This window comes from Sphingomonas sp. DBB INV C78 (assembly GCF_042693015.1).
Lineage (GTDB): Bacteria > Pseudomonadota > Alphaproteobacteria > Sphingomonadales > Sphingomonadaceae > Sphingomonas_E.
On sequence record NZ_CP170544.1, the window covers coordinates 1502117 to 1527809 of the forward strand.

General features: G+C 64.3%; 28 protein-coding genes. 15 read left to right on the forward strand and 13 right to left on the reverse strand.

Annotated elements, in window-relative coordinates; translation table 11 throughout:
* The first annotated feature begins 158 nt into the window (after nt 1–158).
* Nucleotides 159–833, forward strand: a complete 675-nt coding sequence (locus tag ACFB49_RS07175; protein WP_380877801.1) for a PEPxxWA-CTERM sorting domain-containing protein — start codon at nt 159–161, stop codon at nt 831–833.
* 60 nt (nt 834–893) lie between these two features.
* Here ACFB49_RS07175 and guaB read toward each other — a convergent pair whose 3' ends face one another.
* The 3 genes from guaB to ACFB49_RS07190 form a co-directional block, all read right to left on the reverse strand.
* Entirely contained in the window at nt 894–2351 is a 1458-nt protein-coding gene (gene guaB / locus ACFB49_RS07180; RefSeq protein WP_380877803.1) for an IMP dehydrogenase, read from the reverse strand.
* Nucleotides 2352–2413: 62 nt separating this feature from the next.
* The gene (locus ACFB49_RS07185; protein ID WP_380877805.1) at nt 2414–3931 is read right to left on the reverse strand and encodes a M20/M25/M40 family metallo-hydrolase; all 1518 of its coding nucleotides are present in this window, start codon (nt 3929–3931) and stop codon (nt 2414–2416) included.
* 69 nt (nt 3932–4000) lie between these two features.
* Complete coding sequence (locus ACFB49_RS07190) at nt 4001–4528, reverse strand: hypothetical protein (RefSeq protein WP_380877807.1); 528 nt, start codon at nt 4526–4528, stop codon at nt 4001–4003.
* A gap of 457 nt (nt 4529–4985) precedes the next feature.
* Between ACFB49_RS07190 and ACFB49_RS07195 the strand changes: the two genes are divergently transcribed.
* Nucleotides 4986–7367 (forward strand): TonB-dependent receptor, encoded by a 2382-nt coding sequence (locus ACFB49_RS07195; protein ID WP_380877809.1) that lies wholly within the window; start codon nt 4986–4988, stop codon nt 7365–7367.
* Between the two features lie 274 nt (nt 7368–7641).
* Here ACFB49_RS07195 and arsB read toward each other — a convergent pair whose 3' ends face one another.
* From arsB to ACFB49_RS07215, 4 genes are read right to left on the reverse strand one after another with little or no spacing between them, the layout of a single operon-like run.
* Nucleotides 7642–8691: an ACR3 family arsenite efflux transporter gene (arsB, locus tag ACFB49_RS07200; protein WP_380877812.1), complete on the reverse strand. Its 1050-nt coding sequence runs from the start codon at nt 8689–8691 to the stop codon at nt 7642–7644.
* Nucleotides 8692–8701: 10 nt separating this feature from the next.
* Nucleotides 8702–9235 (reverse strand): arsenate reductase ArsC, encoded by a 534-nt coding sequence (locus ACFB49_RS07205; protein ID WP_380877814.1) that lies wholly within the window; start codon nt 9233–9235, stop codon nt 8702–8704.
* Nucleotides 9236–9245: 10 nt separating this feature from the next.
* Nucleotides 9246–9737 carry an ArsI/CadI family heavy metal resistance metalloenzyme gene (locus tag ACFB49_RS07210; protein ID WP_380877817.1) on the reverse strand — a complete coding sequence of 164 codons (492 nt, stop codon included), beginning with the start codon at nt 9735–9737 and terminating at the stop codon, nt 9246–9248.
* Nucleotides 9738–9749: 12 nt separating this feature from the next.
* Nucleotides 9750–10091, reverse strand: a complete 342-nt coding sequence (locus ACFB49_RS07215) for an ArsR/SmtB family transcription factor (RefSeq protein ID WP_380877819.1) — start codon at nt 10089–10091, stop codon at nt 9750–9752.
* A 304-nt stretch (nt 10092–10395) separates the two neighbouring features.
* On the opposite strand from ACFB49_RS07215, the gene ACFB49_RS07220 reads away from it, so the two are divergent.
* Together ACFB49_RS07220 and ACFB49_RS07225 are read left to right on the forward strand one after the other, a co-directional pair.
* Nucleotides 10396–11367, forward strand: coding sequence for an SPFH domain-containing protein (locus ACFB49_RS07220; RefSeq protein WP_380877821.1), 972 nt, complete (start codon nt 10396–10398; stop codon nt 11365–11367).
* 3 nt (nt 11368–11370) lie between these two features.
* The gene (locus tag ACFB49_RS07225; protein ID WP_380877823.1) at nt 11371–11814 is read left to right on the forward strand and encodes an NfeD family protein; all 444 of its coding nucleotides are present in this window, start codon (nt 11371–11373) and stop codon (nt 11812–11814) included.
* Between the two features lie 61 nt (nt 11815–11875).
* Here the strand turns inward: ACFB49_RS07225 and ACFB49_RS07230 are convergent, their stop codons facing one another.
* Both ACFB49_RS07230 and ACFB49_RS07235 read right to left on the reverse strand, forming a co-directional pair.
* On the reverse strand, nt 11876–12337 hold the full coding sequence (locus tag ACFB49_RS07230; protein WP_380877825.1) for a hypothetical protein: 462 nt from the start codon (nt 12335–12337) through the stop codon (nt 11876–11878).
* A gap of 83 nt (nt 12338–12420) precedes the next feature.
* Nucleotides 12421–14019 (reverse strand): phosphoenolpyruvate carboxykinase, encoded by a 1599-nt coding sequence (locus tag ACFB49_RS07235; RefSeq protein WP_380877827.1) that lies wholly within the window; start codon nt 14017–14019, stop codon nt 12421–12423.
* A 203-nt stretch (nt 14020–14222) separates the two neighbouring features.
* Between ACFB49_RS07235 and ACFB49_RS07240 the strand changes: the two genes are divergently transcribed.
* The 7 genes from ACFB49_RS07240 (at nt 14223) to ACFB49_RS07270 (ending at nt 19455) form a co-directional block, all read left to right on the forward strand.
* Nucleotides 14223–14930 (forward strand): response regulator transcription factor, encoded by a 708-nt coding sequence (locus ACFB49_RS07240; protein WP_380877830.1) that lies wholly within the window; start codon nt 14223–14225, stop codon nt 14928–14930.
* Nucleotides 14917–16473 (forward strand): ATP-binding protein, encoded by a 1557-nt coding sequence (locus tag ACFB49_RS07245; RefSeq protein WP_380877832.1) that lies wholly within the window; start codon nt 14917–14919, stop codon nt 16471–16473. Before ACFB49_RS07240 ends, ACFB49_RS07245 begins: the two co-directional genes overlap by 14 nt.
* A complete protein-coding gene (locus ACFB49_RS07250) occupies nt 16470–16919 on the forward strand; it encodes an HPr kinase/phosphorylase (protein ID WP_380877834.1) in 450 nt (149 codons plus the stop codon). The genes ACFB49_RS07245 and ACFB49_RS07250 overlap by 4 nt, the downstream gene beginning before the upstream one ends.
* Complete coding sequence (gene rapZ / locus ACFB49_RS07255; RefSeq protein ID WP_380877837.1) at nt 16916–17863, forward strand: RNase adapter RapZ; 948 nt, start codon at nt 16916–16918, stop codon at nt 17861–17863. Before ACFB49_RS07250 ends, rapZ begins: the two co-directional genes overlap by 4 nt.
* A complete protein-coding gene (locus tag ACFB49_RS07260) occupies nt 17864–18268 on the forward strand; it encodes a PTS sugar transporter subunit IIA (RefSeq protein WP_089218573.1) in 405 nt (134 codons plus the stop codon). It abuts the gene before it with no gap.
* Entirely contained in the window at nt 18265–18546 is a 282-nt protein-coding gene (locus ACFB49_RS07265) for an HPr family phosphocarrier protein (protein ID WP_380877840.1), read from the forward strand. Before ACFB49_RS07260 ends, ACFB49_RS07265 begins: the two co-directional genes overlap by 4 nt.
* Before the next feature lie 108 nt (nt 18547–18654).
* Nucleotides 18655–19455: a TrmH family RNA methyltransferase gene (locus ACFB49_RS07270; protein ID WP_380877843.1), complete on the forward strand. Its 801-nt coding sequence runs from the start codon at nt 18655–18657 to the stop codon at nt 19453–19455.
* A 477-nt stretch (nt 19456–19932) separates the two neighbouring features.
* Here the strand turns inward: ACFB49_RS07270 and ACFB49_RS07275 are convergent, their stop codons facing one another.
* Both ACFB49_RS07275 and ACFB49_RS07280 read right to left on the reverse strand, forming a co-directional pair.
* Nucleotides 19933–20253 (reverse strand): GIY-YIG nuclease family protein, encoded by a 321-nt coding sequence (locus tag ACFB49_RS07275; RefSeq protein ID WP_380879883.1) that lies wholly within the window; start codon nt 20251–20253, stop codon nt 19933–19935.
* 195 nt (nt 20254–20448) lie between these two features.
* Nucleotides 20449–21945 carry a DNA recombination protein RmuC gene (locus tag ACFB49_RS07280; protein ID WP_380877845.1) on the reverse strand — a complete coding sequence of 499 codons (1497 nt, stop codon included), beginning with the start codon at nt 21943–21945 and terminating at the stop codon, nt 20449–20451.
* Nucleotides 21946–22111: 166 nt separating this feature from the next.
* Between ACFB49_RS07280 and ACFB49_RS07285 the strand changes: the two genes are divergently transcribed.
* Together ACFB49_RS07285 and ACFB49_RS07290 are read left to right on the forward strand one after the other, a co-directional pair.
* Nucleotides 22112–22336, forward strand: coding sequence for a formate dehydrogenase subunit delta (locus ACFB49_RS07285; protein ID WP_380877847.1), 225 nt, complete (start codon nt 22112–22114; stop codon nt 22334–22336).
* 67 nt (nt 22337–22403) lie between these two features.
* Nucleotides 22404–22793 carry a four-helix bundle copper-binding protein gene (locus ACFB49_RS07290; RefSeq protein WP_380877850.1) on the forward strand — a complete coding sequence of 130 codons (390 nt, stop codon included), beginning with the start codon at nt 22404–22406 and terminating at the stop codon, nt 22791–22793.
* A 2-nt stretch (nt 22794–22795) separates the two neighbouring features.
* On the opposite strand, the gene def is transcribed toward ACFB49_RS07290, so the two are convergent.
* Entirely contained in the window at nt 22796–23329 is a 534-nt protein-coding gene (gene def, locus ACFB49_RS07295) for a peptide deformylase (protein ID WP_380877852.1), read from the reverse strand.
* A gap of 45 nt (nt 23330–23374) precedes the next feature.
* Nucleotides 23375–23971 carry a recombination mediator RecR gene (gene recR / locus ACFB49_RS07300; protein WP_380877855.1) on the reverse strand — a complete coding sequence of 199 codons (597 nt, stop codon included), beginning with the start codon at nt 23969–23971 and terminating at the stop codon, nt 23375–23377.
* Nucleotides 23972–24024: 53 nt separating this feature from the next.
* On the opposite strand from recR, the gene fmt reads away from it, so the two are divergent.
* Nucleotides 24025–24930 (forward strand): methionyl-tRNA formyltransferase, encoded by a 906-nt coding sequence (gene fmt, locus ACFB49_RS07305; RefSeq protein ID WP_380877858.1) that lies wholly within the window; start codon nt 24025–24027, stop codon nt 24928–24930.
* A complete protein-coding gene (truA, locus tag ACFB49_RS07310; protein ID WP_380877861.1) occupies nt 24927–25670 on the forward strand; it encodes a tRNA pseudouridine(38-40) synthase TruA in 744 nt (247 codons plus the stop codon). Before fmt ends, truA begins: the two co-directional genes overlap by 4 nt.
* The last annotated feature ends 23 nt before the right edge of the window (nt 25671–25693 follow it).

Sequence of the window (25693 nt, forward strand, 5' to 3'; positions counted from 1 at the left end):
TTCGGCTCCAATTAATTGAATTGTCTTAATTTTCATTAACCAACGTCGCCGATCTGTAGCAAATGCGCCTTAGCCGCTCCCCATGCGACGGGCTCTAACCGCCTGCCGCCAGTAATCGTCAAGGCTTTGAGCGTCCAATCGTTCACAAGGAGCATGGGGTGAGCAAGTTTCTTCTTCGCGCGGCTGCGGCCGCTTTCTGCGCCGTCGCGGCGCTTTCGCCGGCGCATGCCGTGGTGATCGGCACCGCGGATTCCAGCAACAGCATTCCGTTCGGCGGCACGATCGGCGGCTATTATTACCAGCAGGTCTATAATGCCTCCAGCTTCGGCTCGGGCCTCAACATCAGCCAGCTCAACTTCTACAACACGGTCACGCCGGGCGGCACGCCGCGCACCGGCACCTTCCAGATCTATCTGTCGACCACGTCGGCCGCGATCGACAGCTTCGATACCAGCTCGGGCGCATGGTTCGACGCCTCCTACACCAAGGTGTTCGATGGCGAGCTGCCGCTGCTGGCCGATGGCCGGCTCGACTTGGACCTGTCGACCGCGTTTGATTACGACGCGTCGAAGGGCAATCTGCTGCTGACGATCCGTTCGTTCGATTTCGGCAGCGGCAACCTGTTCCTCGACACCGACAAGAATGCCGGCCTCACCAACAGCCGCTTCTCGGCCTATCCCTATGAGTGGAACCAGGGCCTCGTCACCGGCTTCAACGAGAATGTAGCCCCCGTCCCCGAACCGGCCACCTGGGCGATGATGATCGCGGGCTTCGGCCTCGTCGGCGGCACGATGCGTCGCCGCCGCACCAACGTCTCGGTCAGCTTCGCCTGAAGCCAAAAAGAAAGCCCGGCCGGTCAACAGATCGGCCGGGCTTTTACTTTTCCCTCCGCCTCAGCGCGTCGGATAATTCGGCGCCTCGCGGGTGATCGTCACGTCATGGACATGGCTTTCGCGCAGGCCCGCATTGGTGATCTGCACGAAGCGCGCGCGCTCCTGTAGCTCGCGGATGGTCGGCGCGCCGGTATAGCCCATCGCCGCCTTCACGCCGCCGACAAGCTGGTGGATGATGTCCTTGGCCGGGCCCTTGAAAGGCACCTGCCCTTCGATCCCCTCGGGCACCAGCTTCATCTGGTCCTTGATGTCCTGCTGGAAATAGCGGTCGGCGGACCCGCGCGCCATCGCACCCACCGATCCCATGCCGCGATAGCTCTTATAGGCGCGGCCCTGATAGATGAAGGTCTCGCCCGGCGCTTCCTCGGTCCCGGCGAGGAGCGACCCCACCATCACCGTCGATGCGCCCGCCGCCAGCGCCTTGGCGAGATCGCCCGATGTGCGCAGGCCACCATCGGCGATCACCGGAACGCCGGAATCCCGCGCAGCCTTCGCCGATTCCATGATCGCGGTAAGCTGCGGCACGCCGACACCTGCGACGACGCGCGTGGTGCAGATCGATCCCGGCCCGATGCCGACCTTCACGCCGTCCGCGCCCGCGCCTATCAGCGCGCGGGTCGCCTCGCCGGTGGCGACATTACCCGCCACCACCTGCACCGAATTGGAAAGCCGCTTCACCCGCTCCACCGCGCGGGCGACATCGGCGTTGTGGCCATGGGCGGTGTCGATGACGATCAGGTCGCACTCGGCGTCGATCAGCGCCTCGGTCCGCTCGAAGCCCTTGTCGCCCACCGTCGTCGCCGCGGCCACGCGCAGGCGGCCGTTCGCGTCCTTGGTGGCGGCCGGATAGTTCACCGCCTTCTCGATATCCTTCACCGTGATCAGGCCGACGCAGCGATAGGCGTCATCGACCACCAGCAGCTTTTCGATCCGGCGTTGGTGGAGCAGGCGGCGCGCTTCTTCCTGGCTCACGCCCGCCCGCACCGTGGCGAGATTGTCGTGCGTCATCAGCTCGGCGATCGGCTGGCCCGCATTCTCGGCAAAGCGCACGTCGCGGTTGGTGAGGATGCCGACCAGCTTGCCCGACGCCTCGACGACCGGGATGCCGGAAATCTTGTGCCGCGCCATCAGCGCCTGCGCATCGCCCACGGTCGCGTCCGGGGTGATCGTGATCGGGTTCACCACCATGCCGCTTTCGAAGCGCTTCACCGCGCGCACCGCGGCCGCCTGTTCCTCCACCGTCAGGTTACGGTGGAGCACGCCGATCCCGCCAAGCTGTGCCATCACGATCGCCATGTCGGCTTCCGTCACGGTGTCCATCGCCGACGATAGGATCGGGATGTTGAGGCTGATGTCCTTCGTCACCTGCGTGCGGGTGTCCGCCTGGCTGGGCAGGACCTCCGATGCGCCGGGGATGAGGAGAACGTCGTCGAAGGTGAGGCCGAGGCTGATGTCCATGGGTTCGATCCGGGTGGTTTGGGGCAGTTTATGGGGATGGCGTGTGACGATTTCCAGCGCGCCTATCTGGGCGGCGGCTGGTATCGCTTCGGATCGGCGATCATCCGGCCGAGCGTGACGTGCAGCCGCACGTCTTCCGCGACGCCGTCCAGCATCAGCGGTTGGGCAAGATCGTCGCCGGGCTTGTGATATTCGCCGCCGAGATAGGCCTTCAGCAGATCGAGGTTGAGCGATCCGCCCACCATCACCGCGGGCACGCCGATCTGGGTGAAGGCCCAGCCGTCCTGGCGCTGCCTCAACTGATTGGCTTCGGCCGACGGATTGACCTTGCGGCCCATCCGCCGCGCGGCGGCGTCGATCAGCGGGTCGAGCGGGGTTTCGCCGCGGCCCAGCGCCGCCACGGGAGCCCCCGCCGGCGCGATCGCAACGGTATCGAAATTGAGCACCGCGACGATCTTCGCCGGATCGACCGGCGGCGCCTTGGCGAGCGCATGGGCGCCGAGCAGCCCCATCTCCTCCGCCGTCGTCGCCACGAAATAGATGTCGCGGGCCTGCCGATTCTTCTGCGCCGCCAGCCCCCGCGCCACCTCGACGATCATCGCGACGCCGCTCGCATTGTCGACCGCGCCGTTGCAGATCCGATCCTTGGCGCCTTCGGGCGCGCAGATGCCGAGATGATCCCAATGGGCGAGATACAGCACCGCGCCCGCCGCCGGGTCACTCCCCGGCAGCCGGCCGATCACGTTCCAGCTCGTATAGGGCCGCATCTCGGTGCCGATCACCGCGGAAAGCGTGCCGTCGACACGCGCCGCGCGGAACTCCAGCTTGGCCGCTTCCGCCTGCGCAGTCTCCAGCCCTGCCGCCTTGGCGATCTTGGCCCAGGCCGCCGGCGAAAGCCCGCCCGTGGTCGGCGGCACCGGCCCGTCGGCCAGATCGGTGCGGGCCTCGCGCAGCGCATCGCGGATTGCCGGCCAGCCCTTCTCGTCCGTCTCGACGCGCAGAACCGCCGCCGCACCCGCCTTCAACAGCGCCTCGCGCCGCGCGGCATAAGCGGGCGCGTTCGCCACACCGCTCGGGCTTCCCGGCAGCAGCAGCACCACCGCGCCGCGCACATCGACACCCGCAAAGGCGTTGAGGCCGGTCTTCGTCTTCATCAGCGAATCGTCGACGCCATAACCACCGAAGAGGATCGGCGCGTCGGCGATTCGGGTTTCGGCGTCACCACCGCGCAGCACCATCTCGTCCGCGCCGGTCGCGATCGCCGCGCCCTTGATCCGCCAATCCGCGGTCACGGCCCCTGCCCGCCGCTCGACCAGCTTCACCGGCGCATAGAAGCTACCGTCCGCCGCCCCTGGCTGCAGGCCCACCGCGGCAAACTGCCCCGCGACATATTGGACGGCCATGTCACCGCCGGGCGTGCCGGGCTTGCGGCCCTCCATCGCATCCGCCGCCAAAGTCTCGATATGCCCGCGCACACGTGTCTCGATCACCGTCTCGGCTGCAGGACGTGCGGCAAGCGGTTGTAGGGCGATGATGGCGGAGAGGAGGAGCGGCGAGGTTGTGCTGAGAAAGCGGCTCATGCGGCGCATTGGCAGCATCAGGCGCGGAGCGCAACCCGCCTTGGTCGAGATTCTGGTCTGGGAAACGGCCTATTTCGCGGACTGTCCCTGCAAGATCGGCAATCGCGACGCGAGACCGAGGTCCACGACCATCTGCACACGTCGATCTATCTGGAAAAAGGACGCCGCCTTGATCCCGGGCAGGACACGACCGACGATGGGGACATATCTCGCCCGCAAACTGGTCGTCTTGACGTCGAGGTCAAGCCACCGGGTAATGAAATCCGCCGCCGCCTTGTCATCATATTTGCCGAAATTGTTCACATATTCGGCGATAATGGCGTATTGACCGTCCTTTATTGCAGTCAAATCGGCTGCGTATTTGTCATATACCGGCCAGAACTTCGTCGCCTCGGCATCCGTCAATCTGAGGTTCGACGCGATCGTCTGCTTCTTCGATGAACGTAACTCCGCGCGCAATCCTTCCAGATCGGCGGCGGTCAGCGGTTTGGCCGGGTCGACGCTCGTCGCTTCAGGCGTGGCCGTCTGCGCGTGGGCAGGCGCCAGCGCGAAGCTTCCGGCAAGCAATAGTGCAGCAGCTATGGTCTTGATGCTCATGGATTTCCCCTGAATCCTTGCGCGCGCCTGTCCAGATCATGTGTTCGCGCGCCAATCCACGGTTAATCCGCGCAAAAACGCGAGTCCATCGTGACAAATACTGATACCGGCGATTATCTTTGCTTAGGGATATCTTCCGGCAAGCAATTTAAGGCGCCGCGCATATCGGGCTTGCCGCCCTCCACCGATCCGCCGCCAATATCTCGACATGTTCGTGCAGGCGACAGGTCGCGATGATGCGCGGCACCGGCACCATCTCATACTGGGATTTCCGAATTAGGCTTATTCTTCAATAACAACCCGCATCCCCGCGCTGATGCGAATAAGTCACTATCGCGCAAAATATCATCCGAGCAATTGTCGGTCATTGCGGAGAGATTTAAGCAGAACTCAGTGACTGCAAAGTCTATAAATATGTGGAGAGATGATCATGAAGGCTGCAAATGCGCCTCGTCGCATGCGTAGTGTTTACGCTACGGCAAGTTCGATACTTGCTATCGCCGCGCTGTCCCAATCTGCATTTGCGCAGGAAACAGCGGCGGATGATCCTGGCGATATCATCGTTACAGCTACCAAGCGTGCATCGACGGTTCTTGCCGTTCCCTTTTCCATCAATGCACAGACCGAAGACGATATCGAGCGCGCCAATGCGGTGACGCTGGAAGATGTGTCGCGCAACGTAGCCGGCCTCGCCGTCCAGAATCTCGGTCCGGGCCAGAGCACGGTGTCGATCCGCGGCGTATCCGCGGGCCAGATCGCGCGCGATCAGCCGGGCGTGAAGGAGCAGGTCGGCGTCTATCTCGACGAATCGGTCGTCTCGCTCTCGCTGTTCACGCCTGATCTCGACCTGTTCGATCTCAACCGCGTCGAGACGCTGCGGGGGCCGCAAGGCACCCTGTTCGGTTCCGGTTCGGTCGGCGGCACGCTGCGCTACATCACCAATCAACCGAAGACCGACGCGCTTGAAGGCAAGATCGAAGCCAATCTGAACATGGTCGACGAAAATGACGTCGGCGGCCATCTCAAGGGCGCGATCAACGTGCCGGTTTCGGAAAAGGTCGCGGTGCGGGCGGTCGGCTATTACACCCGCTATGCCGGCTTCATCGATGCGCTGCGCGAAGGCGGCGACGTCGACAAGGACGTCAATACCGGTGAGCGCTATGGCGGCCGCGTCTCGATCCTGTTCCAGCCCAGCGATGACGTCTCGATCACCCCGCGCCTGGTCTATCAGAAGGTAACCACCGACGGCTTCAACCGGCAGGAGGTCTACAACCTCTTCGCCAATCCCTACACCACCACCCGGCCGCCGGTGACGTTCAAGGAACGCCAGCAATTCCTCATGCTGGACGAGGATTTCGAGGACGAATTCCTCCTGGCCGATCTGACGATCCAGGCCTCGCACGGCCCGATCGATGTCACCTCGGTCACCAGCTACACCGATCGCGATATCCTGGTCAGCCGGGATGCGAGCGCGCTTACCGGCAGTGTCTCGGTCGATCTGGGCTATCCGGATGCGGGCGTGCTGCTGCCGTCCAATCTGGTCGACACGACCGGCGTCAAACAATTCACCCAGGAAATCCGTTTCGCATCGAATGACAAGGGCCCCTTCCAATGGCTGTTCGGCGCATTCTATTCCGATACCGACCGGAAATATGCGCAGCGGCTGCCTACGCCGGGCTATGACGCGGTCACCGATGCCGTGCTCGGCGCAGGAACCTCGGCGGCAGTCAGCAACGGGTTTGGCCCGGACTCGCCTTATAATGCCGATATTCCCTACAGCCTCCAGCAGATGGCGGTGTTCGGTGAGGCCAGCTACGACATCACGGAAGCGTTCACCGCCACGCTGGGCGGGCGCTATTATGTCTATGACGAGGAACGCACCTTCACCTCGGGCGGCCTGTTCACCAACCTGGACGACAATCGCGACAAGACCTCGTCCGAAGGTTTCTCGCCCCGCCTGCTGCTGAGCTACGACATATCGGACAATGTGACGCTCAACGCCCAGGCGGCGAAGGGCTTCCGCCTCGGCGGCGTGAACGATCCGCTCAACCTGCCCTTGTGCGATGGTGGCGTGCCCAATGGGCCGGATGCGACCACCTTCGGCAACCGCCCTCGCTATGACGACGAAACCCTCTGGAACTATGAGGGCGGGATCAAGGGACGCGCGGCCGGCATCACTTTCGCCGCCGCCGCCTTCTATACCGACATCAAGAACCTGCAGGTCACGGCCGATGCGGGCAGTTGTTCGTCGCGCATCGTTTTCAACGTGCCCAAGGCACACACCATGGGCGTCGAGTTGGAAGTGTCCGCGACCCCGGTCACCGGGCTGGATCTCAGCCTGTCGACCAGCTTCGTGGAAGCCGAATTCGACGCGACCATCGCCCGGCCCGACGGCTCGGTCATCGAAGGCATCAGGGACGGCAATCGACTGCCCTCCGTCCCGAAGTTCCAGCTATCGGCAAGCGCCACCTACAGCTTCGCGCTGGGCGCGGAGACCGAAGCCTTCGTCTCGGCCAGCTTCCAGCACGTCGGCACCCGCTATACCCAGCCCGGCGATCAGGAAAACAACCCGCGCACCTTTGTCCACGGCCTGCCTTTCGGCGGCGCGCCGGCCGACGCGTCGACGACCGTCGACCTGAAACTGCCGGATTATCAGCTTGTCAATCTGAGCGCGGGGGTCGATCTCGCCAATGATCTCGGCGTGTCGGTCTATGTGAACAATCTGCTCGACGAAAACGCGCTGCTCGCCTTCGACCGTGAACGGGGCGGCCGCGCCCGTCTGGGCTTCAGCACCAACCAGCCACGCACGATCGGCGTGACGGTGCGCAAGGGCTTCTAGGGGCCAGGCCTGAACAACAGGATCGGGAGGCAGCGCGCAAACTGCCGCCTCCCGTTTCCTCAAGCCGCAGCGGCGAGCGGCGCAATACCCGGCCTATTCCCATGCTGGGTGCCCTCAGCCCCTCTTCTCCCCTCCCTGCAAGGGAGGAACTGGGGGTGGGGCCCGCCGAGGCACTTCGCGGCCTTCGCAAGGATCGCCTCGGTCACGCCGCCTGGATTGCTCAGCACCTCGCCGTTCCGGGCACGAATAACCGTCCGCCGCGTCGTCGCTTCTGCTAGCGAACAGACTCCTCGTACCAGCCGCGCGAACGCTTCACGATGCTGACGAAGGACAGCATCACCGGCACTTCAACCAGCACACCAACCACCGTCGCCAGCGCAGCCCCCGAATTCAGGCCATAAAGCGAGATTGCGGCAGCAACGGCCAACTCGAAGAAGTTGGAAGCGCCGATCAACGCCGCGGGTGCGGCGACGCACCACGCAACGCCAAGGCGTTTACTCAGCCAATATGCGAGCCCGGCGTTGAAATAGACCTGTATCAGGATCGGCACGGCCAAGAGCACTATGACCATCGGCTGCGCAAGGATCTGTCGCCCCTGAAAACCGAACAGCAAAACCAGCGTCGCCAGTAAGGCAATGAGCGAGACGGGCGCGAGGGCGGCGAGCAAGCGATCGAGCGCCGGCTTTCCTCCTCCGGCAAGGACGGAACGACGGATCAGTTGCGCCGCGATCACGGGGACGACGATATACAGGACCACCGACAGCAACAGCGTGTCCCAGGGCACCGTGATCGAAGCAACGCCCAGCAGCAGGCCGACAAGCGGAGCGAAGCCGAAGACCATGATGAGATCGTTCAGGGCGACCTGGCTCAGCGTATAATTGGGATCGCCGTCGCATAGGTTCGACCAGACGAACACCATCGCGGTGCAGGGGGCGGCCGCAAGGAGGATGAGGCCCGCAATATAGCTTTCGATCTGGGCATCGGGCAGCAATGGCCGGAACAGCCACCCGATGAACAAGCTACCCAGCAGCGCCATGGAAAACGGCTTCACCGCCCAATTGATGAACAGCGTCACGCCAACGCCCCGCCACTGTTCGCGCACGCGCCCCAGCGCGCCGAAATCGATTTTCAGCAGCATCGGAATGATCATCAGCCAGATCAGGATGGCGACGGGCAGATTGACCCGCGCCACCTCGGCCGAGGCGATCCATTCAAACAGCCCCGGCACCGCCGCGCCAAGGGCAATACCAACAAGGATGCACAGCGCCACCCAGACCGACAGATAGCGTTCGAATGCCGAAATCGCGGGCGGAGCGATGGCCATCGCCGAGGCTTCAGGCGGCATCGGCCGTCTTGCCGATGTCGCTGCGCCCTTCGTCCTGGCCGATCTCGTTCAAGCGCGCCTGCAGCGCCATCTTTTCGATCGAAGCCAGCGGCAGGCTGGTGAACAGCCGGATGCGATTGGCCATCATCCGATAGGCATCGAAAAAGGCGGCGTGCTGTTCGGCTGCACTGCCCTCGACCGCAGCCGGATCAGGGATTCCCCAATGGGCCGTGGTGGGATGCCCCGGCCAGATGGGGCAGGCTTCGTCAGCGGCGTTGTCGCAGACGGTGAAGATGAAATCGAGCGGAGGCGCCCCCGGTGCCGCAAATTCATCCCACGACTTCGACCGGAATCCGCTCGTGTCATAGCCAAGGCTGTTCAGCACATCCTCGCTGCAGGGATGCACCTCACCCTTGGGAAAACTGCCGGCACTGTATGCGCGGAAACGGCCTTCGCCTTCCCGGTTCAGGATCGCTTCGGCGAGGATCGAACGCGCCGAATTGCCCGTGCAGAGGAAAAGCACGTTGTAGACCTTGTCAGCCATGGATCTGATCTCACCCGCAGCAGGTTGAAGTGGAGGCGGACTGCGCGCTCTTCGGTAGTGCCGGGGCGCAGCAGGACGCATCGGCTGCATTGTCCGATCGGGCCACGAGGTTCGCCTGATCGGGGCCTCCGCCATAGACGGTCGCCTCGCCGTTGGTGAGGAACGCTTCCCACACGACGCCCTGTGGATCGTTGATCCAGCTCTTCTCGCTCTTGGCGTAGCAGCAGGTTGTCGCGCCTTCCTCCAGCACGGGGCGATCGGCCGATTTCAGGCGGTCATAGACTTCGGCCAGCTCTGCCTGATCCTCGACCTGAATACCGAGATGCTCGACGCCCGTCGTGGCGTGCCCCGCCGAAATCGCGAAATTCACGCGCGGGTCGTCGAGCATCCACTTCGCATAATCGGCCTTGGCGACAGTCGGCCCGGCGCCGAACAAAGTGGAATAGAAGCGGATCGACTGGTCGAGATCCTCGACGCCGACATGAACATGCAGTCGCTTCATATCTTCGCTCCTTCAGCAGGTCGTTTCGCAGGACGGTGCAGCAAGGCCCGTTCCGCAAAGCTCCGGGCGGCCCTGGCAACAATCCTCCATCATGAAGGCGATCAGCTTGCGTGTGCCCTCATAGTCAGCGGCGTAGAAGATCGAGCGGCTCTCCCGGCGCGAGGTGGCAAGACCAGCGCGCTCGATAATCGCCAGATGGTGCGACATCGTGGATGCGGGCACCTTGAGCGCCTCGGCAATGTCGCCGGCAGTCACACCATTGGGACCGGCCTGCACCAGCAAGCGGAACACCTGCAGGCGGGTGTCGTGAGCAAGAGCGCCAAACGCGGCGACGGCTGCGGCCGGCTCCATCATGCGGACCTCTCACAGCATGCTTGGTGAGGCGGGCGAGGAATGTTGCTCACAGCGTCGTGGCAGCAAAGCCCGCGCTTTGCGCCCATCTGCTCGGCCAGCTCTTCCAGAAAGCGCAGCAGTTTGGCTTTCGACATCGGATTGCTCCATTATTTCGATGAATGTCGAATTATCACTCTCGACACGCTGAATCAATCCATATTTCGAGAACTGTCGAATTTTACGGAGAGCGCCGTCCTCCGATTCCAGTTGGCCTCCGCCCCGCGCCGTTGCACTATCCCCCTGTAAGTCATGGGGGATAAGGCTGATGGGTACGCTCGCGCTGGTTCTGTTGGTCTTGGCGATCATATTCGTCGCGGCGGGCGTCACGGTCGTCCGGCAGGGCTATCAATATACCATCGAATATTTCGGCAAGTTCGTCGCCGTGGCCCAGCCCGGCTTCAATTTCTACATCCCCTTTTTCTATCGCGTGGGCCGCAAGATCAACATGATGGAGCAGGTTGTTGAGATCCCGGGTCAGGAGATCATCACCCGCGACAATGCGATGGTCTCGGTCGACGGCATCGTCTTCTTCCAGGTACTCGATGCCGCCAAGGCCGCCTATGAGGTGTCCGAGCTCTATGTCGCGATCATGCAGCTCACCACCACCAACCTGCGCACCGTGATGGGATCGATGGATCTCGACGAGACGCTGAGCAAGCGCGACGAGATCAACGCGCGGCTGCTCGTCGTCGTCGATCAGGCGACCGAGGCGTGGGGCGTCAAGATCACCCGCGTCGAGGTGAAGGACATCCGCCCGCCCGCCGACATCGTCAACGCCATGGGCCGCCAGATGAAGGCCGAGCGCGAGAAGCGCGCCTCGATCCTGGAGGCCGAGGGCATGCGCGCGTCCGAGATCCTCCGTGCCGAGGGTCAGAAGCAGTCGCAGATCCTGGAAGCCGAAGGTCGGCGCGAGGCCGCGTTCCGCGATGCCGAGGCGCGCGAGCGCTCCGCCGAGGCGGAGGCCAAGGCGACCACTTTGGTTTCGGATGCGATCGCGGGCGGCAATGTTCAGGCGATCAACTATTTCGTCGCGCAGAAATATGTCGATGCGGTCAGCCAGTTCGCGACCTCGCCCAACGCCAAGACGATCCTGTTCCCGGTGGAGGCGACGCAGTTGATCGGTACGCTCGGCGGCATCGGCGCGTTGGCGAAGGATGCGCTCGGCGGCGATGCGGTTCCACCCTCCCCGCCCGCATCCCCGGCGCCGCGCCGGCCCGGCCCGTTCGAACAGGCCTGATCGATGGAATTCCCCTTCGATCTCGATCCGCACTGGATCTGGCTGATCGCCGCGATCGTGCTGGCGATTGCCGAGATCATTGCCCCCGGCTTTTTCCTGATCTGGCTGGCCGCGGCCGCCGCCGTCACCGGTGCGGTCGCCTTCCTGCTCGATCTGTCGGTGCCGCTGCAGGCTTTGGTTTTCGCGATAGCCGCCTTGGCCGCGGTCTATGCCGGGCGCCGCTACATGGCCGCCTTTCCCGCGAGCTCGCCCGATCCCCTGCTCAACGATCGCGTCGCGCGGCTGGTGGGTGAAATCGTCACCGTGGTCGAGCCGATCGGCGACGGCCATGGCCGGGTGAAGGTCGGTGACGGCGTCTGGAACGCGACCGGCCCGGACATGCCCACCGGTGCCCGCGCCCGCGTGGTGGGCGCGAAAGGCTCGACATTGATCGTCGAACAGCTCTAATATAACTTATTGAAAATATTGTGTTTATATAGGTTTAGAGGAGCCCACCCCTCGATTCAGTCTAAACCTGCCTCTCTACCTCGGGTAACGGCGCCAGGTCCGGCTCCACCCAGCCCCGCCGGGCCTCCACCGAAAACAGCCGTTCCGCGCTGAAGAATCGCAACGGCCACTCCCGCCGCCCCTCCGCTTCCCGCAACAACCGGTTCACCGCCTCCAGCAGCCCCGCCCCATCGACCCTCGCCAGATGCAGCCGCACCCCGCGGATGAAGCACTGGGTGATCGTCTCATGATAGCCCTGCGTGTCGTCATTCACGCCGCCCACCGCCTCGTTATAGGCGGCTATGATCGCCGGCAGATCGCGCTCCGGCACGATATCCGGCCGCTCGCTCACCAGCCAGGCGCAGGTCGCGAGATGCGCCTCGTGCGTCCACTCCGCCTTGGGCAACGTCCGCGCCAGCAGTCCCTCGCCGATCCGGCGAATCTCGGCCGCATCGGCAAATAGCCTCGGTTCGTAATCACTCATTTCTCGTCACCGAATTCACGAAGCGCAAAAGGAAAGGCGCGCCCGTTGCCGGACGCGCCTCCCGGTAACGGTGATAAGGTTTGTCAGGCCGCCTTCGGCGCCGCCTGCCGCACGCCCTCGTCGACATGGTCGGCGAATTGCGAGAAATTCTCGATGAACTGGTCGACCAGCTTGCGCGCCGTCGCGTCATAACCGGCCTTGTCCGCCCAGGTGTCGCGCGGATTGAGGATCTTCGAATCGACCCCGGCAACGGCTTGCGGCACCTGGAAGCCGAAATTCGGATCGACCACAAACTCGGCGTCGTTCAGCGAACCGTCGAGCGCGGCATTGAGCAGCGAGCGAGTCGCCTTGATCGGCATGCGGTTGCCGACGCCATAGCTGCCGCCGGTCCAGCCGGTGTTGACCAGCCAGCAATCGACGCCGCCCTTGGCGATCCGCTCTTTCAGCAGGTTGCCATAGACCGACGGGTGACGCGGCATGAACGGCGCGCCGAAGCAGGTCGAGAAAGTCGCGGTCGGCTCGGTCACGCCGATCTCGGTGCCGGCGACGCGCGCCGTGTAGCCCGAGAGGAAGTGATACATCGCCTGGTCCGGCGTCAGCTTCGCGATCGGCGGCAGCACGCCATAGGCGTCGGCGGTCAGGAAGATGATGTTCTTCGGCACCGGGCCGAGATTGTGCTCGGACGCGTTCGGGATGAAGTCGATCGGATAGGAACCGCGGCTGTTCTCGGCCAGGCTATCGTCGTCGAGGTCGATCTCGCGGGTCGCTTCGTCGATCACCACATTTTCCAGCACCGTGCCGAAACGCTTGGTCGTCGCGTAGATTTCCGGCTCCGCTTCCGGCGAGAGGCGGATCATCTTGGCGTAGCAGCCGCCCTCGAAGTTGAAGACCGCCGTGTCAGACCAGCCGTGCTCGTCATCGCCGATCAGCGTGCGGCTTGCGTCCGCCGAAAGGGTGGTCTTGCCGGTGCCGCTGAGGCCGAAGAACACGGCCGTATCACCGTTCGGGCCGATATTGGCCGAACAGTGCATCGGCATGATGCCTTCCACGGGTAGCTTGTAGTTGAGGATGCCGAACACCGACTTCTTCATCTCGCCAGCATAGGCCGTGCCGCCGATCAGGATCAGTTTCTCGCTGAGGTTCACCGCGATCACGGTTTCCGAACGGCAGCCGTGGCGCGCGGGATCAGCGCGGAAGCTCGGCAGGTCGATGATCGTATATTCGGCAACGAAACCCGGCAGGTCACCCGCCTCGGGGCGCACCAGCAGCGTCTTGATGAACAGGTTGTGCCAGGCGAGTTCATTGATCACGCGGACGTTCACGCGATGCTCGGGCTGCGATCCGCCGAACAGATCCTGGACGAACAAGGTTTCCTTCGTGCCGAGATGCTTGAGGAAATCCTCCTTCAGCGCCGCGAACTGCTCGGGCGTCATGCTCTTGTTGCCCTTGCCCCACCACACCGTGTTCTCGGTTTCGGCGTCACGGACGAAGAATTTGTCGTTCGCCGAACGGCCGGTGTGCTTGCCGGTCTTGACGACCAGCGGGCCATCCTTGGCCAACACGCCCTCGCCCCGGCGCACCGCCTCTTCGACCAGCGGAGCGGTCGGCAGATTCCACTGAATCTGGGCGGCGACGTTGATGCCCTGAGCAGCGAGGCCATGAGTAGGAATGCGGCTGGACACTTATGATCTCCTTAGCAGGACAAATTCTGTCTCGGCTTGGCCGAGGGAGGCGTTCACCCCCTGTCTCGGGCGCGCATATAGGACAAGGCCGCGACGGTCAAAGGTAGGAATGTGCTGCAATGCGACAGGGTGAGGAGCTTTGTTGCCGGGCGGAAATGGTTGGGCTAGGCAAGCTCCCAGCCAGATAGTGGGGTGAAGGGTCAATGCCGGCTACGATCGCGCTCGTTGACGACGATCGCAACATTCTCACCTCGGTTTCGATAGCCCTGCAATCCGAGGGTTTTACGGTGCGGGTCTATTCGGACGGCGAAGCCGCGCTCAAGGCGCTGATCGAAAATCCGCCCGACCTCGCCGTGCTCGACATCAAGATGCCGAAGCTGGACGGGATGGAATTGCTGCGGCGGCTGCGCGAAAAGAGCGCAGTGCCGACGATCTTCCTGACCAGCAAGGATGACGAATTGGACGAGGCGCTTGGCCTCGCCATGGGTGCCGATGACTATATCACCAAGCCCTTCTCCCAGCGGTTGCTGATCGCTCGAATCCGGGCGATTCTGCGCCGCAGCGATGCCCGAGCGCAGCCCGAGCCGGAGGAGGAGAGCGCGCCCGCCGAAAAGATCGTCCGCGGCCGCCTAGCGATGGATCCGGCGCGCCATCGGGTTCAATGGGCCGGCAAGGAAGTGACGCTGACCGTCACCGAGTTCCTGATTCTCGAAGCGCTCGCCCAGCGCCCGGGTTTTGTGAAGTCGCGTGATCAATTGATGGATACGGCCTATCAGGACGACGTCTATGTCGACGACCGCACGATCGACAGCCACATCAAGCGGCTGCGGCGCAAGTTCCGCCAGGTCGATTCCGAATTCAAGGCGATCGAAACCCTTTACGGTGTGGGGTATCGCTTTGCGGAGGAGTGACGAGAGCGATCTCGCGCTCCTTTGGTCCGCACGCTGGTCGCTCACGACGCGGATCCTGGCGGTCAACATCTTCGCGCTGGCGATGCTGGCGGGTGGCTTCTTCTACCTCGACAGCTACCGCTCGCAGCTCAATGACGCACGGCTCGAACAGGCGGCGACACAGGCCACCCTCATCGCCGAAGCGCTGGATGCGGCGCCGGTCGGGGACCAGCGAGAACTGCTCGAAAAGCTGGAAAAGACCAGCGGCTTGCGCCTGCGCCTCTACGATCGCAGCGGCAACCGCGTGCTCGATAGCTGGGCGGAGGGCGAACCCACCTATGTGCTGCGCGATCCCGACGAGGAAGCATGGCAGCGCAAGGCCGCCCGCACGCTCGACCGTGCAATCGACATCATTGTCGGCGCTGACAAGCCGGAGAAATTCATCGAGCCAACGCACGACGTGCTCGCAGCCTGGCCGGAGGCCGAGCGGGCGCGGGCCTCGGGCCATCCCCAGACACTGCTGCGGCGCGCGCCCGATCGCACGCCTGTCGTCTCGGCCGCGGCACCACTGCACGACACCGGCATGACATTGCTCGCCACCACCAACGCGCGGGACATCACCCGCATCGTCCGCGCCGAACGCTTCCGCCTCAGCGTTGTGCTGGCGATGGTGATTACGACGTCGGTACTACTGTCGCTTTTTCTCGCCCGCACCATCGTCCGCCCGCTCCGTCGCCTCGCCCGTGCGGCGCATCGCGTTCGCCTCGGCCGTGCGCGTGAGGTCCAGGTACCGCGCCTGCCGTCCCGCCGCGACGAGATCGGGCTGCTGGCCCGCGCGCTATCGGACATGAGCCAGGCGCTGCGGCATCGGATCGACGCCACCGAAGCCTTTGCAGCAGACGTGACGCACGAGCTCAAGAACCCCCTCGCCTCTTTACGCTCTGCGGTGGAAACCATGGAGAAGGTCAAGGATCCTGTGCTTCAGGATCAGCTGCTCGAAGTGGTTCGGGACGACGTGCACCGGCTCGATCGGCTGATCACCGACATTGCCGATGCCTCACGTCTCGATGCCGAACTGTCTCGTGCGCGCTTCGAGACGATCGACCTCGGCGCGATGATCGAAGGGTTGATCGCCGCACGCGAGCGCCGCGGCGTCGAATCGGGCGTCCGCCTGGCCTTTGCCCGCCCCCATGCCGGCACCGCCGTCGTTCTGGGCGATGGATCGCGGCTGACGCGCGTCATCGAGAATCTCGTCGACAACGCCATCAGCTTCTCCCCTGTTGGCGGGCTGGTTAAAATCGCGGCGACGCGCGACGGTGACGAAGTAATTTGCCGCGTGGACGACGAAGGCCCGGGTGTCGCTCCCGACGTCCGCGAAGCCATCTTTAAGCGTTTCCACAGTATTAGGCCCGAAGGTGAGGCCTTCGGCCAGCATAGCGGCCTGGGACTCGCCATCGCCAAGGCAATTGTTGAGGCACATAATGGGACAATCATGGTTCAGGATCGCGACGATGCACCATCAGGCGCCCGCTTCATCATCCGGCTGCCGGTAGCCGAACGATGACCGTCCCCCCGCTTTCATCCGAAACGCTCCACGCCTCCTGCGTCGAGATCGGCGGGCGCGCCGTGCTGCTGCATGGTCGCTCGGGTTCGGGCAAGTCGGACCTCGCGTTGCGCCTGATCGATCGCGGCGCGCGCCTGATCAGCGACGACTATACGATCGTGCGCCGCGCCGGCGCCGGTCTCGTCGCCACCGCGCCCGCCAATATCAAGGGCCGGATCGAGGTGCGCGGCGTCGGCATCTTGCCCATGGATACCGTCGAAAGCGCCCCCGTGGCGCTGATGGCCTTGCTCGACGAACTGGTGGAGCGCATGCCCGATGACAGTGCGGCGATGCGCCCGGTCGCCGGGCTGCAATTGCCCGTCATCGCGCTGGCCGCGCTGGAGGCGTCGGCGCCGATCAAGCTCGAACTCGCGCTCGCCCGGTTCGGATTGCCGATCAAGCCATGACTGCGGCCAGCCGCCCGCGGCACATCCTGCTCATCACCGGCATGTCCGGCGCCGGCAAATCCACGGCGCTCGACACGTTCGAGGATATGGGGTGGGAAGTCGTCGACAACCTGCCTTTGTCGTTGCTCGAACGACTGCTCGGCACGCCGTTGCCCGAGGGGTCTGCGGACAGCAATCGGTCGCTCGCACTCGGCATCGACAGCCGCACCCGTGGCTTCGATCCGGCGACGATCGCACGGCGCATCTCCCAGCTCCGTGACGACAAGGGCCACGACATCGAGACCCTGTTTCTCGATTGCGGCGGCGCGGAACTGCAGCGGCGCTATTCCGAAACGCGCCGTCGTCACCCGCTTGCACTCGATCGCCCGGCGGCGGACGGCATCGCCCGCGAGCGCGAACTGCTCGCCGATCTCCGCCGATCGGCCGACCATGTTCTCGATACGACCGAGACGACCAGCAACGCGCTGCAAAAGGAACTGCGCCACCGGTTCGGCGGAGAGCAGCCGGTGGAGCCGACGCTTGCCGTCATGTCCTTCGGCTTCGCACGCGGCATCCCCCGCGATGCCGATCTCGTGTTCGACATGCGCTTCCTGCGCAATCCGCACTGGGATTCCGTTCTGCGGCCGCTGACCGGGCTCGACCCGGCGGTGGGGGATTATGTCGCCGAGGATCCCGCCTATGAGGCTGCGGTGTCGCGGATCGAGGATCTCATCCTCCTGCTTCTGCCGCGTTATTCGGCCGAGGGAAAATCCTATGTCACCATCGCTTTCGGCTGTACCGGCGGGCGTCACAGATCGGTGCATGTGGCGGAGCGGGTAGCGGCACGGTTGCGCAGCGCGGGATTTTCCCCGAATGTGGCTCATCGTGACCTCGCTACAGCGCCGCACGACTCGCTGGAGGGGAAGCCAAATAATGGCGCGGGAAGCAATTCTTCGGGTGGTTGAATGATCGGATTGGTGCTGGTTACGCATGGTCGGCTCGCGGCGGAGTTCATCGTCGCGATGGAGCATGTGGTGGGGCCGCAGGACGCCATTGAGGCGATCTGTATCGGCCCCGATGACGATATGGAGGTGCGCCGCGCCGACATCGCTGCCGCAGTGAAGCGGGTGGACCGCGGATCGGGCGTCATCCTCCTCACCGATCTGTTCGGCGGTACGCCGTCCAACCTGGCCATTTCACTGATGGAACCGGGGCGAATCGAAGTGATCGCGGGAATCAACCTGCCCATGCTGATCCGCCTGGAGGGAGCCCGGAAGATGATGAAGGTAAAGGCCGCCGTTGCCGCTGCCCGGGAAGCGGGCCGCAAATATATCTCGGTCGCCTCCGAAGTGCTGGGCGAGGCCGCATGAACGGCGATGCGCTGCTCCAGCGCGCCGTCCAGATCACCAACAAGCGGGGGCTGCACGCCCGCGCCAGCGCCAAGTTCGTCACGCTCGCCAGCGGCCAGGCCGCGACGATCGAGGTCGAGAAGGACGGATCGAAGGTCGCCGGCACGTCGATCATGGGGTTGATGATGCTCGGCGCCGCGATGGGCGACAGCATCGTCATCACCGCCGCCGGCAAGGATGCGGAACGCGCGCTGGTTGCGCTGTGCGAGCTGGTCGAGGCCAAGTTCGGCGAGGAATGAAGCGTCACGCCCTTTCCCCCATGCGGGAAAGGGATGCTTGCCCTCACCTTCCCAAGCCTGCGGCTTGGGCCCCTCCCTCTCCCGCCGGGAGAGGGGAAAGAGCCAGGAATGCCGCGCCAGATCACTGCCTTTTCCAATCCGCTCGTGAAGCGAATCCGGTCGTTGCGCGAAAAGCGTCACCGGCGCGAGGAAGGCATGTTCCTGGCCGAAGGTCTGCGCATCCTGACGGAGGCGCGCGAAGCCGGCCGCATTCCCCGCTTCATCTTCTTCGCCAGGGATTCGGCGCATCATCGGCTGGTGCAGGATCTTGTCGACGCCGTGGAAAAGAATGGCGGCGAAGCGATCGAAACCGATCGCGACATCCTCCACAAGCTTTCCGGCAAGGATAATCCGCAGACGGTGGTGGGCGTCTATGACGAATTCGCCACCGGCCTCGACGCGATCGACCGCAGCACCGCCAATATCTGGATGGTGGCGCAATCGCTGCGCGATCCCGGCAATCTCGGGACGATCCTGCGCACCGGCGACGCGGTGGGCGCGGGCGGCCTGATCCTGATCGACGATTGCGTCGATCCCTTCTCGGTCGAGGCCGTGCGCGCATCGATGGGCGCCTTGTTCACCCAGCATATCGCGCAGGCCCGCTGGCCTGAGTTTCTCGAGTGGCTGCGCGCCGGCCCCGGCCAGCTTGTCGGCATGAGCCTCGAAACCGAAATCGACTATCAGGCGCCGCGCTACGAAGCGCCGACCTTCCTGCTCGTCGGCAACGAGGCGCAGGGACTGCCCGACGATTATGCCGCCGAATGCGACCTTCTGGTGAAGATGCCGATGCTCGGCAAGGCCGACAGCCTGAACGCAGCGGTGGCGACGGCAGTGATGGCCTATGAGGTGCTCAACCAGCGCCGGCGGTGATTCGAGCCGGTTGAGGCGAAGTTGAGGAAATTGAGGGTTGTGAGCGCTTTTGGTGCGAATTGCGCCTGCGAAGCGCCGCCGAAGCGACTGCGACGCGCCACTGGCGCAACAGCGACGCGACACCCGAGCAACAGGAGCGCAACGATGACGCGCCGCCAACGCGACAGTGAAGCGTCCGTCGCGCGACATGTCCGCGCCGCAGCCGCATCGGCGAGACAACGGACGGGACGCTGAATGCGCGATTGGCGCGACTGCCAGGAAATGGCCGGGAGCGTGCTGTTCCATCTGCCAGTGTGGAACAGATAAAGTCCTACATTGAAAGGCTTGGGAGGGTGGACGGCGAGATCATTGAAGGTAGCGAAGGCGGTGAATTGATGTCCACATTCCGGCGTCCGGTCGACAGGCCTGAATGGCAGATTGATCGGGGGAAGCGGATATCCGCTCTTCGTCACCCCGGACTTGTTCCGGGGTCCACCGTCACGCGGGCGACGCGGCCAGAGTTTCCAACCCGAACGCTACAGCCAGATCATTCCATGAGGGATTGTCCCGTTCGATCAGGTTCCGTTTCCAGTCCCGCCGCCAGCGCTTGATCTGCTTCTCGCGCAGGATCGCAGCCTCCATCGTGCCTGCCGCCTCCCAATAGACCAGGCATTTGATGCCATATCGCTTGGTGAAGCCGTCAAACATGCCTTCACGATGCTGGGCGACACGGCGAAGGAGATCGGAGGTTACGCCGACATACAGCGTTCCGTTAACGGCGCTGGCGAGGATGTAGACGCACGGCCGTCGCTCGATCATCGACATCAATGAGTGCCGCACGGTGGACCCCGGAACAAGTCCGGGGTGACGAGGGGAGTTCGTATCGTCGACGACATCCACAACGTCGGGGTGTCCCGACAGGCGGGATTTAGTGGCAAACACGGAAACCCGCCATGCCCGGTTCCGGGAGGGCGTACCCGTGATATGCCCAGGATGCGGAAGGGACCAGCACCCCTATTCCGCCGCTTCCGCCGCATCCTCATCGCCGGCCGTCAGCTTCTTGAGCGGGCGGATGCCGGTTTCGACGACCGGGAGCAGTTCAATGCTCTTGCCGCCGGTATCGACCTTCAGCGCTTCGAACCGACGGGCCTGGGTCATCACCTGGCCTTCGAGACTGCCGACGAAATCATTATAGGCGCCGGTCGCCTGATTGAGATTGCGGCCAAGGCGCGAGACGTGGCCGCCCATCGTGGCCAGGCGTTTGTAGAGTTCCTTCCCCACCTCAGCGATTTCCTTGGCCTGTTCGGCGAGATGTTCCTGCCGCCACATGCCGGCCATCACCTTGGCGAGCGCCAGCATGTTGATGGTGGACGCGACGATTACGCCGTTGCGGAAGGCGCCGTCGATCAGATCGGGCGCGCGTTCGGCCGCAGCAGACAGGAAATGTTCGCCGGGGATGAACATGATGACGAAATCAGGCGAGAGATCGAACTGCCTCCAATAGCCCTTGCGGCCGAGATCGGCAGCATAGGCCTTCATCGCCGCCGCGTGCTGGAGCAGCAGGGCCTGGCGCTTCTCCTCATCCTCCTCATCAAACGCCGCCTCGAAATGGACGAGCGGACATTTGACGTCGACGACGATGCAGCGCCCGCCGGGCAGGTTGATCACGCAATCGGGACGAAGCTGCTTTTCGCCATCATTGACCGAGCTTTGCAGCGTGAAATCGACATTTTCGGAAAGCTGGGCGGCTTCGAGGATGTTGCGAAGCTGCTCCTCCCCCCAGCGGCCGCGCGCCTTGGGGCTGGAGCGGAGCACGTTGGTCAGCCGTGCCGTCTCGCGCCGGACGATATCATTGCCTTGCGCCAGTTGCGCCACCGCCTCGCGCAGTTCGCCATAGCTGCCGACGCGATCCCTCTCGATCTTCTCCAGCTTCTCGTCATAGCGCTTGAGGCTGGATTCGACGGGGGTGAGGAGCAGCTTGAGCTTCGCCTCGCCTTCCTGCCCCGCCTGCGCGAAGCGTTCGTCGGCGCGCTTCAGGAAATTGGTCTGGGCGGCTTCCAGCGCCTTGCCGGCAAGATCGCCGAACTGCGCCGTCAGCTTGGCCTCCATCTCCTTGAGCTGGGCGATCTGGGTTTCGTAGGCGCGGGCGCGCTCCTCCTCACCACGCTCGAACGCGGCCTTGGCAGCGGCGAGATCGGCAGCGCGGGTGCGTTCGACGACCAGCGCCTGTTCGAGCGCGGGCAGCCGATCCGCGGCAGCGCGGGTCGCGGCGAGATCGCGGGCGGCGATATCACGCTCCTCGCGAACGGCATCGAGCATCTGGCGGAGCGGCGGCAACTCCTCGCCCCGCGCCTCCGCGACGGCCCTCGCCGCGTCCGCCGCGCTGGCGCGCTGAGCGAGCGCATCCCGCTCCCGCCGCAGGTCAGCAAGCGCGGTGCCGCGCAGAAACCAGCCCACGCCCAGCCCCAGAGCGAGCAGGATCGGCAGCGCGGCGACAAGCAGGAAATCCATGACGGCCTTTCAGGGAACAGATAGCGAACCTTGCATCGCCGATCGCCAATTTGCAAGCGCGTGGCCGGTGCAGTTGATCCGCAATCATTTGACGCGAGGACGGTGGTGGCGCAGATTCCCGACAACGCGAACACCAGACCATGAAGGGCGCGTTGGAACCCGCCGAATGATGAGCCCCGACGAAAAGCTGGTCTATATGGCCAACCAGATCGCGCGGAACTTCGCCGTGCAGGGCGAGGCTGTCGCCGTAGCGGCAACTGCCGAACATATCGGCAAATATTGGGATCCGCGGATGCGAGCGCGCATCGCTATCCTATCGGCGGACGAAGCGATCGGCCTGGATGCGATAACCCGCGCCGCCATCGGGATAATTCGCACCAAAGCGGCCTGACCGCCCGGAACAGGATTTCCCGCGCGGCCGTTCCTTCCTGCATCTTCCCGCAGCAAGAGGCCGTGCGATGTCGATCCAGAAGATGCTGGCCGCGCATCCCGAAGTCGGACCGGATCTGAACGAGGATCTGGCGACGGCCGTTCGCCACGCGATGTTCAGTGCGGTGATCTGCACGATCTGCGCCGACGCCTGCGTCGCCGAGACAATGGACATGCGCCAGTGCGTGCGATCCTGCCTGGATTGCGCAGACATTTGCGCCGCGACGATGAAGGTTGCAGCCCGGCGGACAGCCCGCAATGTCGAGGTGATGCGCGCGATGCTCGAAGCCTGCATCACCGCATGCGACATGTGCGCGGCGGAATGCGAGCAGCATGACCACGACCATTGCCGCCGCTGCGCGGAAATGTGCCGGGAATGCGCCGACGATTGCCGACGTGCCCTGCCTTCAGTGCATTAGGATCAGGCCGCGCGGCGGGAGCGGCGGGCCTTGTCGAGCTTCTTGAGCAGCATGTCCCGCTTCATGCGCGAGAGATGGTCGATGAAGAGAATGCCTTCGAGATGGTCCATCTCATGCTGGAGGCAGGTGGCGAGCAGGCCATCAAGCTCCGTCTCATGCTTCTCGCCCTTCTCGTCGAGCCAGCGCGCGTGGATCTTCGCGGGGCGCTCCACATCGGCATATTGGTCGGGCACCGACAGGCAGCCTTCCTGATAGACCGAAATTTCTTCCGAAGGATCGAACAGCTCCGGATTGATGAAGACGCGCGGATTGCGGACCGGCTTGTCCTCGGCATCGACCTCTTCCTGAAGGTCGATCACCAGCACACGCTTCGGCACGCCGACCTGGATCGCGGCGAGGCCGATGCCGGGGGCGTCGTACATCGTCTCGAACATGTCCGCGATCAGCGCGCGCAAATCATCGTCGACCGTCTCGACGGGCGTGGAAATGGTGCGCAGGCGCGGATCGGGCGCCTCGAGGATCGGGAGAATGGCCATGCCGCTCAGCTAGTGAGAATCGGCGCCGCTTTCAAGGGAGCGCGACTATCCAACCGGCCGGCGCGCGCGCAGCGCCTGGGCCAAAGTGCCTTCATCGAGATAATCGAGCTCCCCGCCGACCGGCAGGCCGTGGGCGAGCTGGGTCAGGCGGATCGGATATTGTTCCAGCCGGTCAGCGATATAGTGGGCAGTGGTCTGGCCTTCGAGCGTGGCGTTCATCGCCAGCACCACCTCGTCGATGCCGCCGGCGGCGATCCGGCTGACGAGGCGATCGATCGCGAGGTCTTCAGGCCGCACGCCTTCGAGCGCGGAGAGCCGGCCACCGAGGACATGGAAGCGGCCGGGGAAGAGGCGCGAGCGTTCCAGCGCCCAGAGATCGGCCACTTCTTCCACCACGCAGAGCAGCCGCGTGTCGCGGCGGGGATCGGCGCAGATGGCGCACGGGTCGCTGGTGTCGACATTGCCGCAGGTGGAGCAGGTCGAAAGCCGATCGTTCACCTGCTCCAGCGCGCGGAGCAGCGGCGCCATCGCCACTTCGCGCTTCTTGATGAGGTGCAGGACCGCGCGCCGCGCCGATCGCGGGCCGAGCCCCGGCAGCCGGGCCAGCGCCTGGGTGAGCGCTTCGATTTCGGGAGATGCCATGGCGGACAGATAGAAACTTGCGTTGGGCGGATGCAATGCCCAAAGCGCGCAGCATGCGTATCGCCTTCATGGGAACCCCGGACTTCGCCGTGCCGACATTGGACGCGCTGGTCGCGGCCGGGCACGATGTCGTCGCCGTTTATTGCCAGCCGCCGCGGCCTGCGGGGCGGGGCAAGGCGCTCGCCCCCTCCCCCGTGCAGAAGCGAGCCGAAGCGCTGGGGATCGAGGTCCGGCATCCGGTGAGCCTGAAGGGCGAGGAGGAGCAGGCGGCGTTTGCGGCGTTGGAGCTCGATGTTGCGGTAGTGGCCGCTTACGGGCTGATCCTGCCACAGCCGGTTCTCGATGCGCCGAGGCTCGGCTGTCTCAATGTCCACGCGTCCCTATTGCCGCGCTGGCGGGGTGCGGCACCGATCCATCGCGCGATCCTTGCAGGCGACAAGGCGACCGGCGTCACCATCATGCAGATGGAGCGCGGGCTCGATACCGGGCCGATGCTCGCGACCGTGGAAACACCGGTCGATGCCAAGACCGGCGGCACGCTCACCGAAGAGCTGGCGAACAAGGGTGCGGCGCTGATGGTGGAGGTGCTGGCGGAGTTTGGCCGCTACACACCCATATCCCAACCCGAAGAGGGCGTGACCTACGCCGCCAAGATCGACAAGGCCGAGGCGCGGATACATTTCGGCCGGAGCGCTGTGGAGATCGAGCGACAGGTGCGCGCGTTCAACCCAGCGCCGGGCGCGTTCTTCGAGCATCAGGGTGAGCGCATCCGCATCCTATCGTGTGAAGTGGTTGAAATTGAAGGCGAAGCCGGCACGGTTCTTAACGACGCGCTGACGATTGCGTGTGGCGCCCAAGCAATTCGCGCAACGATGGTGCAGCGCGCGGGCCGCGGCGTGATGAGCGCGGGGGAATTGCTGCGCGGTTTCGCCATTCCCGCGGGGACGAGGATCGGATGACCCGTTTCCGCCTGACCGTGGAGTTTGACGGCCGCCCGTTCATGGGCTGGCAGCGGCAGGCGCACGGGCCCAGCGTGCAGCAGACGATCGAAGAAGCCGTCACGCGGATCACCGGCGAGGAAGCGGGCGTCCACGCGGCGGGGCGCACCGATGCCGGCGTCCATGCCGAGGCGATGACGGCGCATGTCGATGTGGCGCGGCCCTTCCAGCCCTTCCGCCTGATGGAAGCATTGAACGCGCATCTGCGGCCGAACCCGATCGCGATCTTGGCGTGCGAGACGGTGGCGGACGACTGGCACGCGCGCTTTTCCTGCATCGGCCGGCGATACGCCTATCGCATCGTCAACCGCCGGGCGCCGCTGGCGCTCGATGCCGGGCGGGCGTGGCAGGTCGCCGCACCGCTGGATGCGGACGCGATGCACGCGGCGGCGCGGCGGCTGGTGGGGCTGCATGATTTCACGACGTTCCGATCCGCGCATTGCCAGTCGGAAAGCCCGGTCAAGACGCTCGATCGGCTGAATGTGTCGCGTTACGGCGACGAGATCGCGGTGGAGGCGGCGGCGCGCTCCTTCCTCCACCATCAGGTGCGATCGATGGTCGGCTGCCTGATGCTGGTGGGCCGGGGAAAATGGTCGGCGGATGATCTGAGCGCGGCGCTGGAAGCGCGCGACCGGAACGAGCTGGGGCTGAATGCGCCGCCGGACGGGCTGTTCTTTCTTGAGGCGAAATATCCGGAGTGAGCGCGATAAAGCGCTTGCCCTGC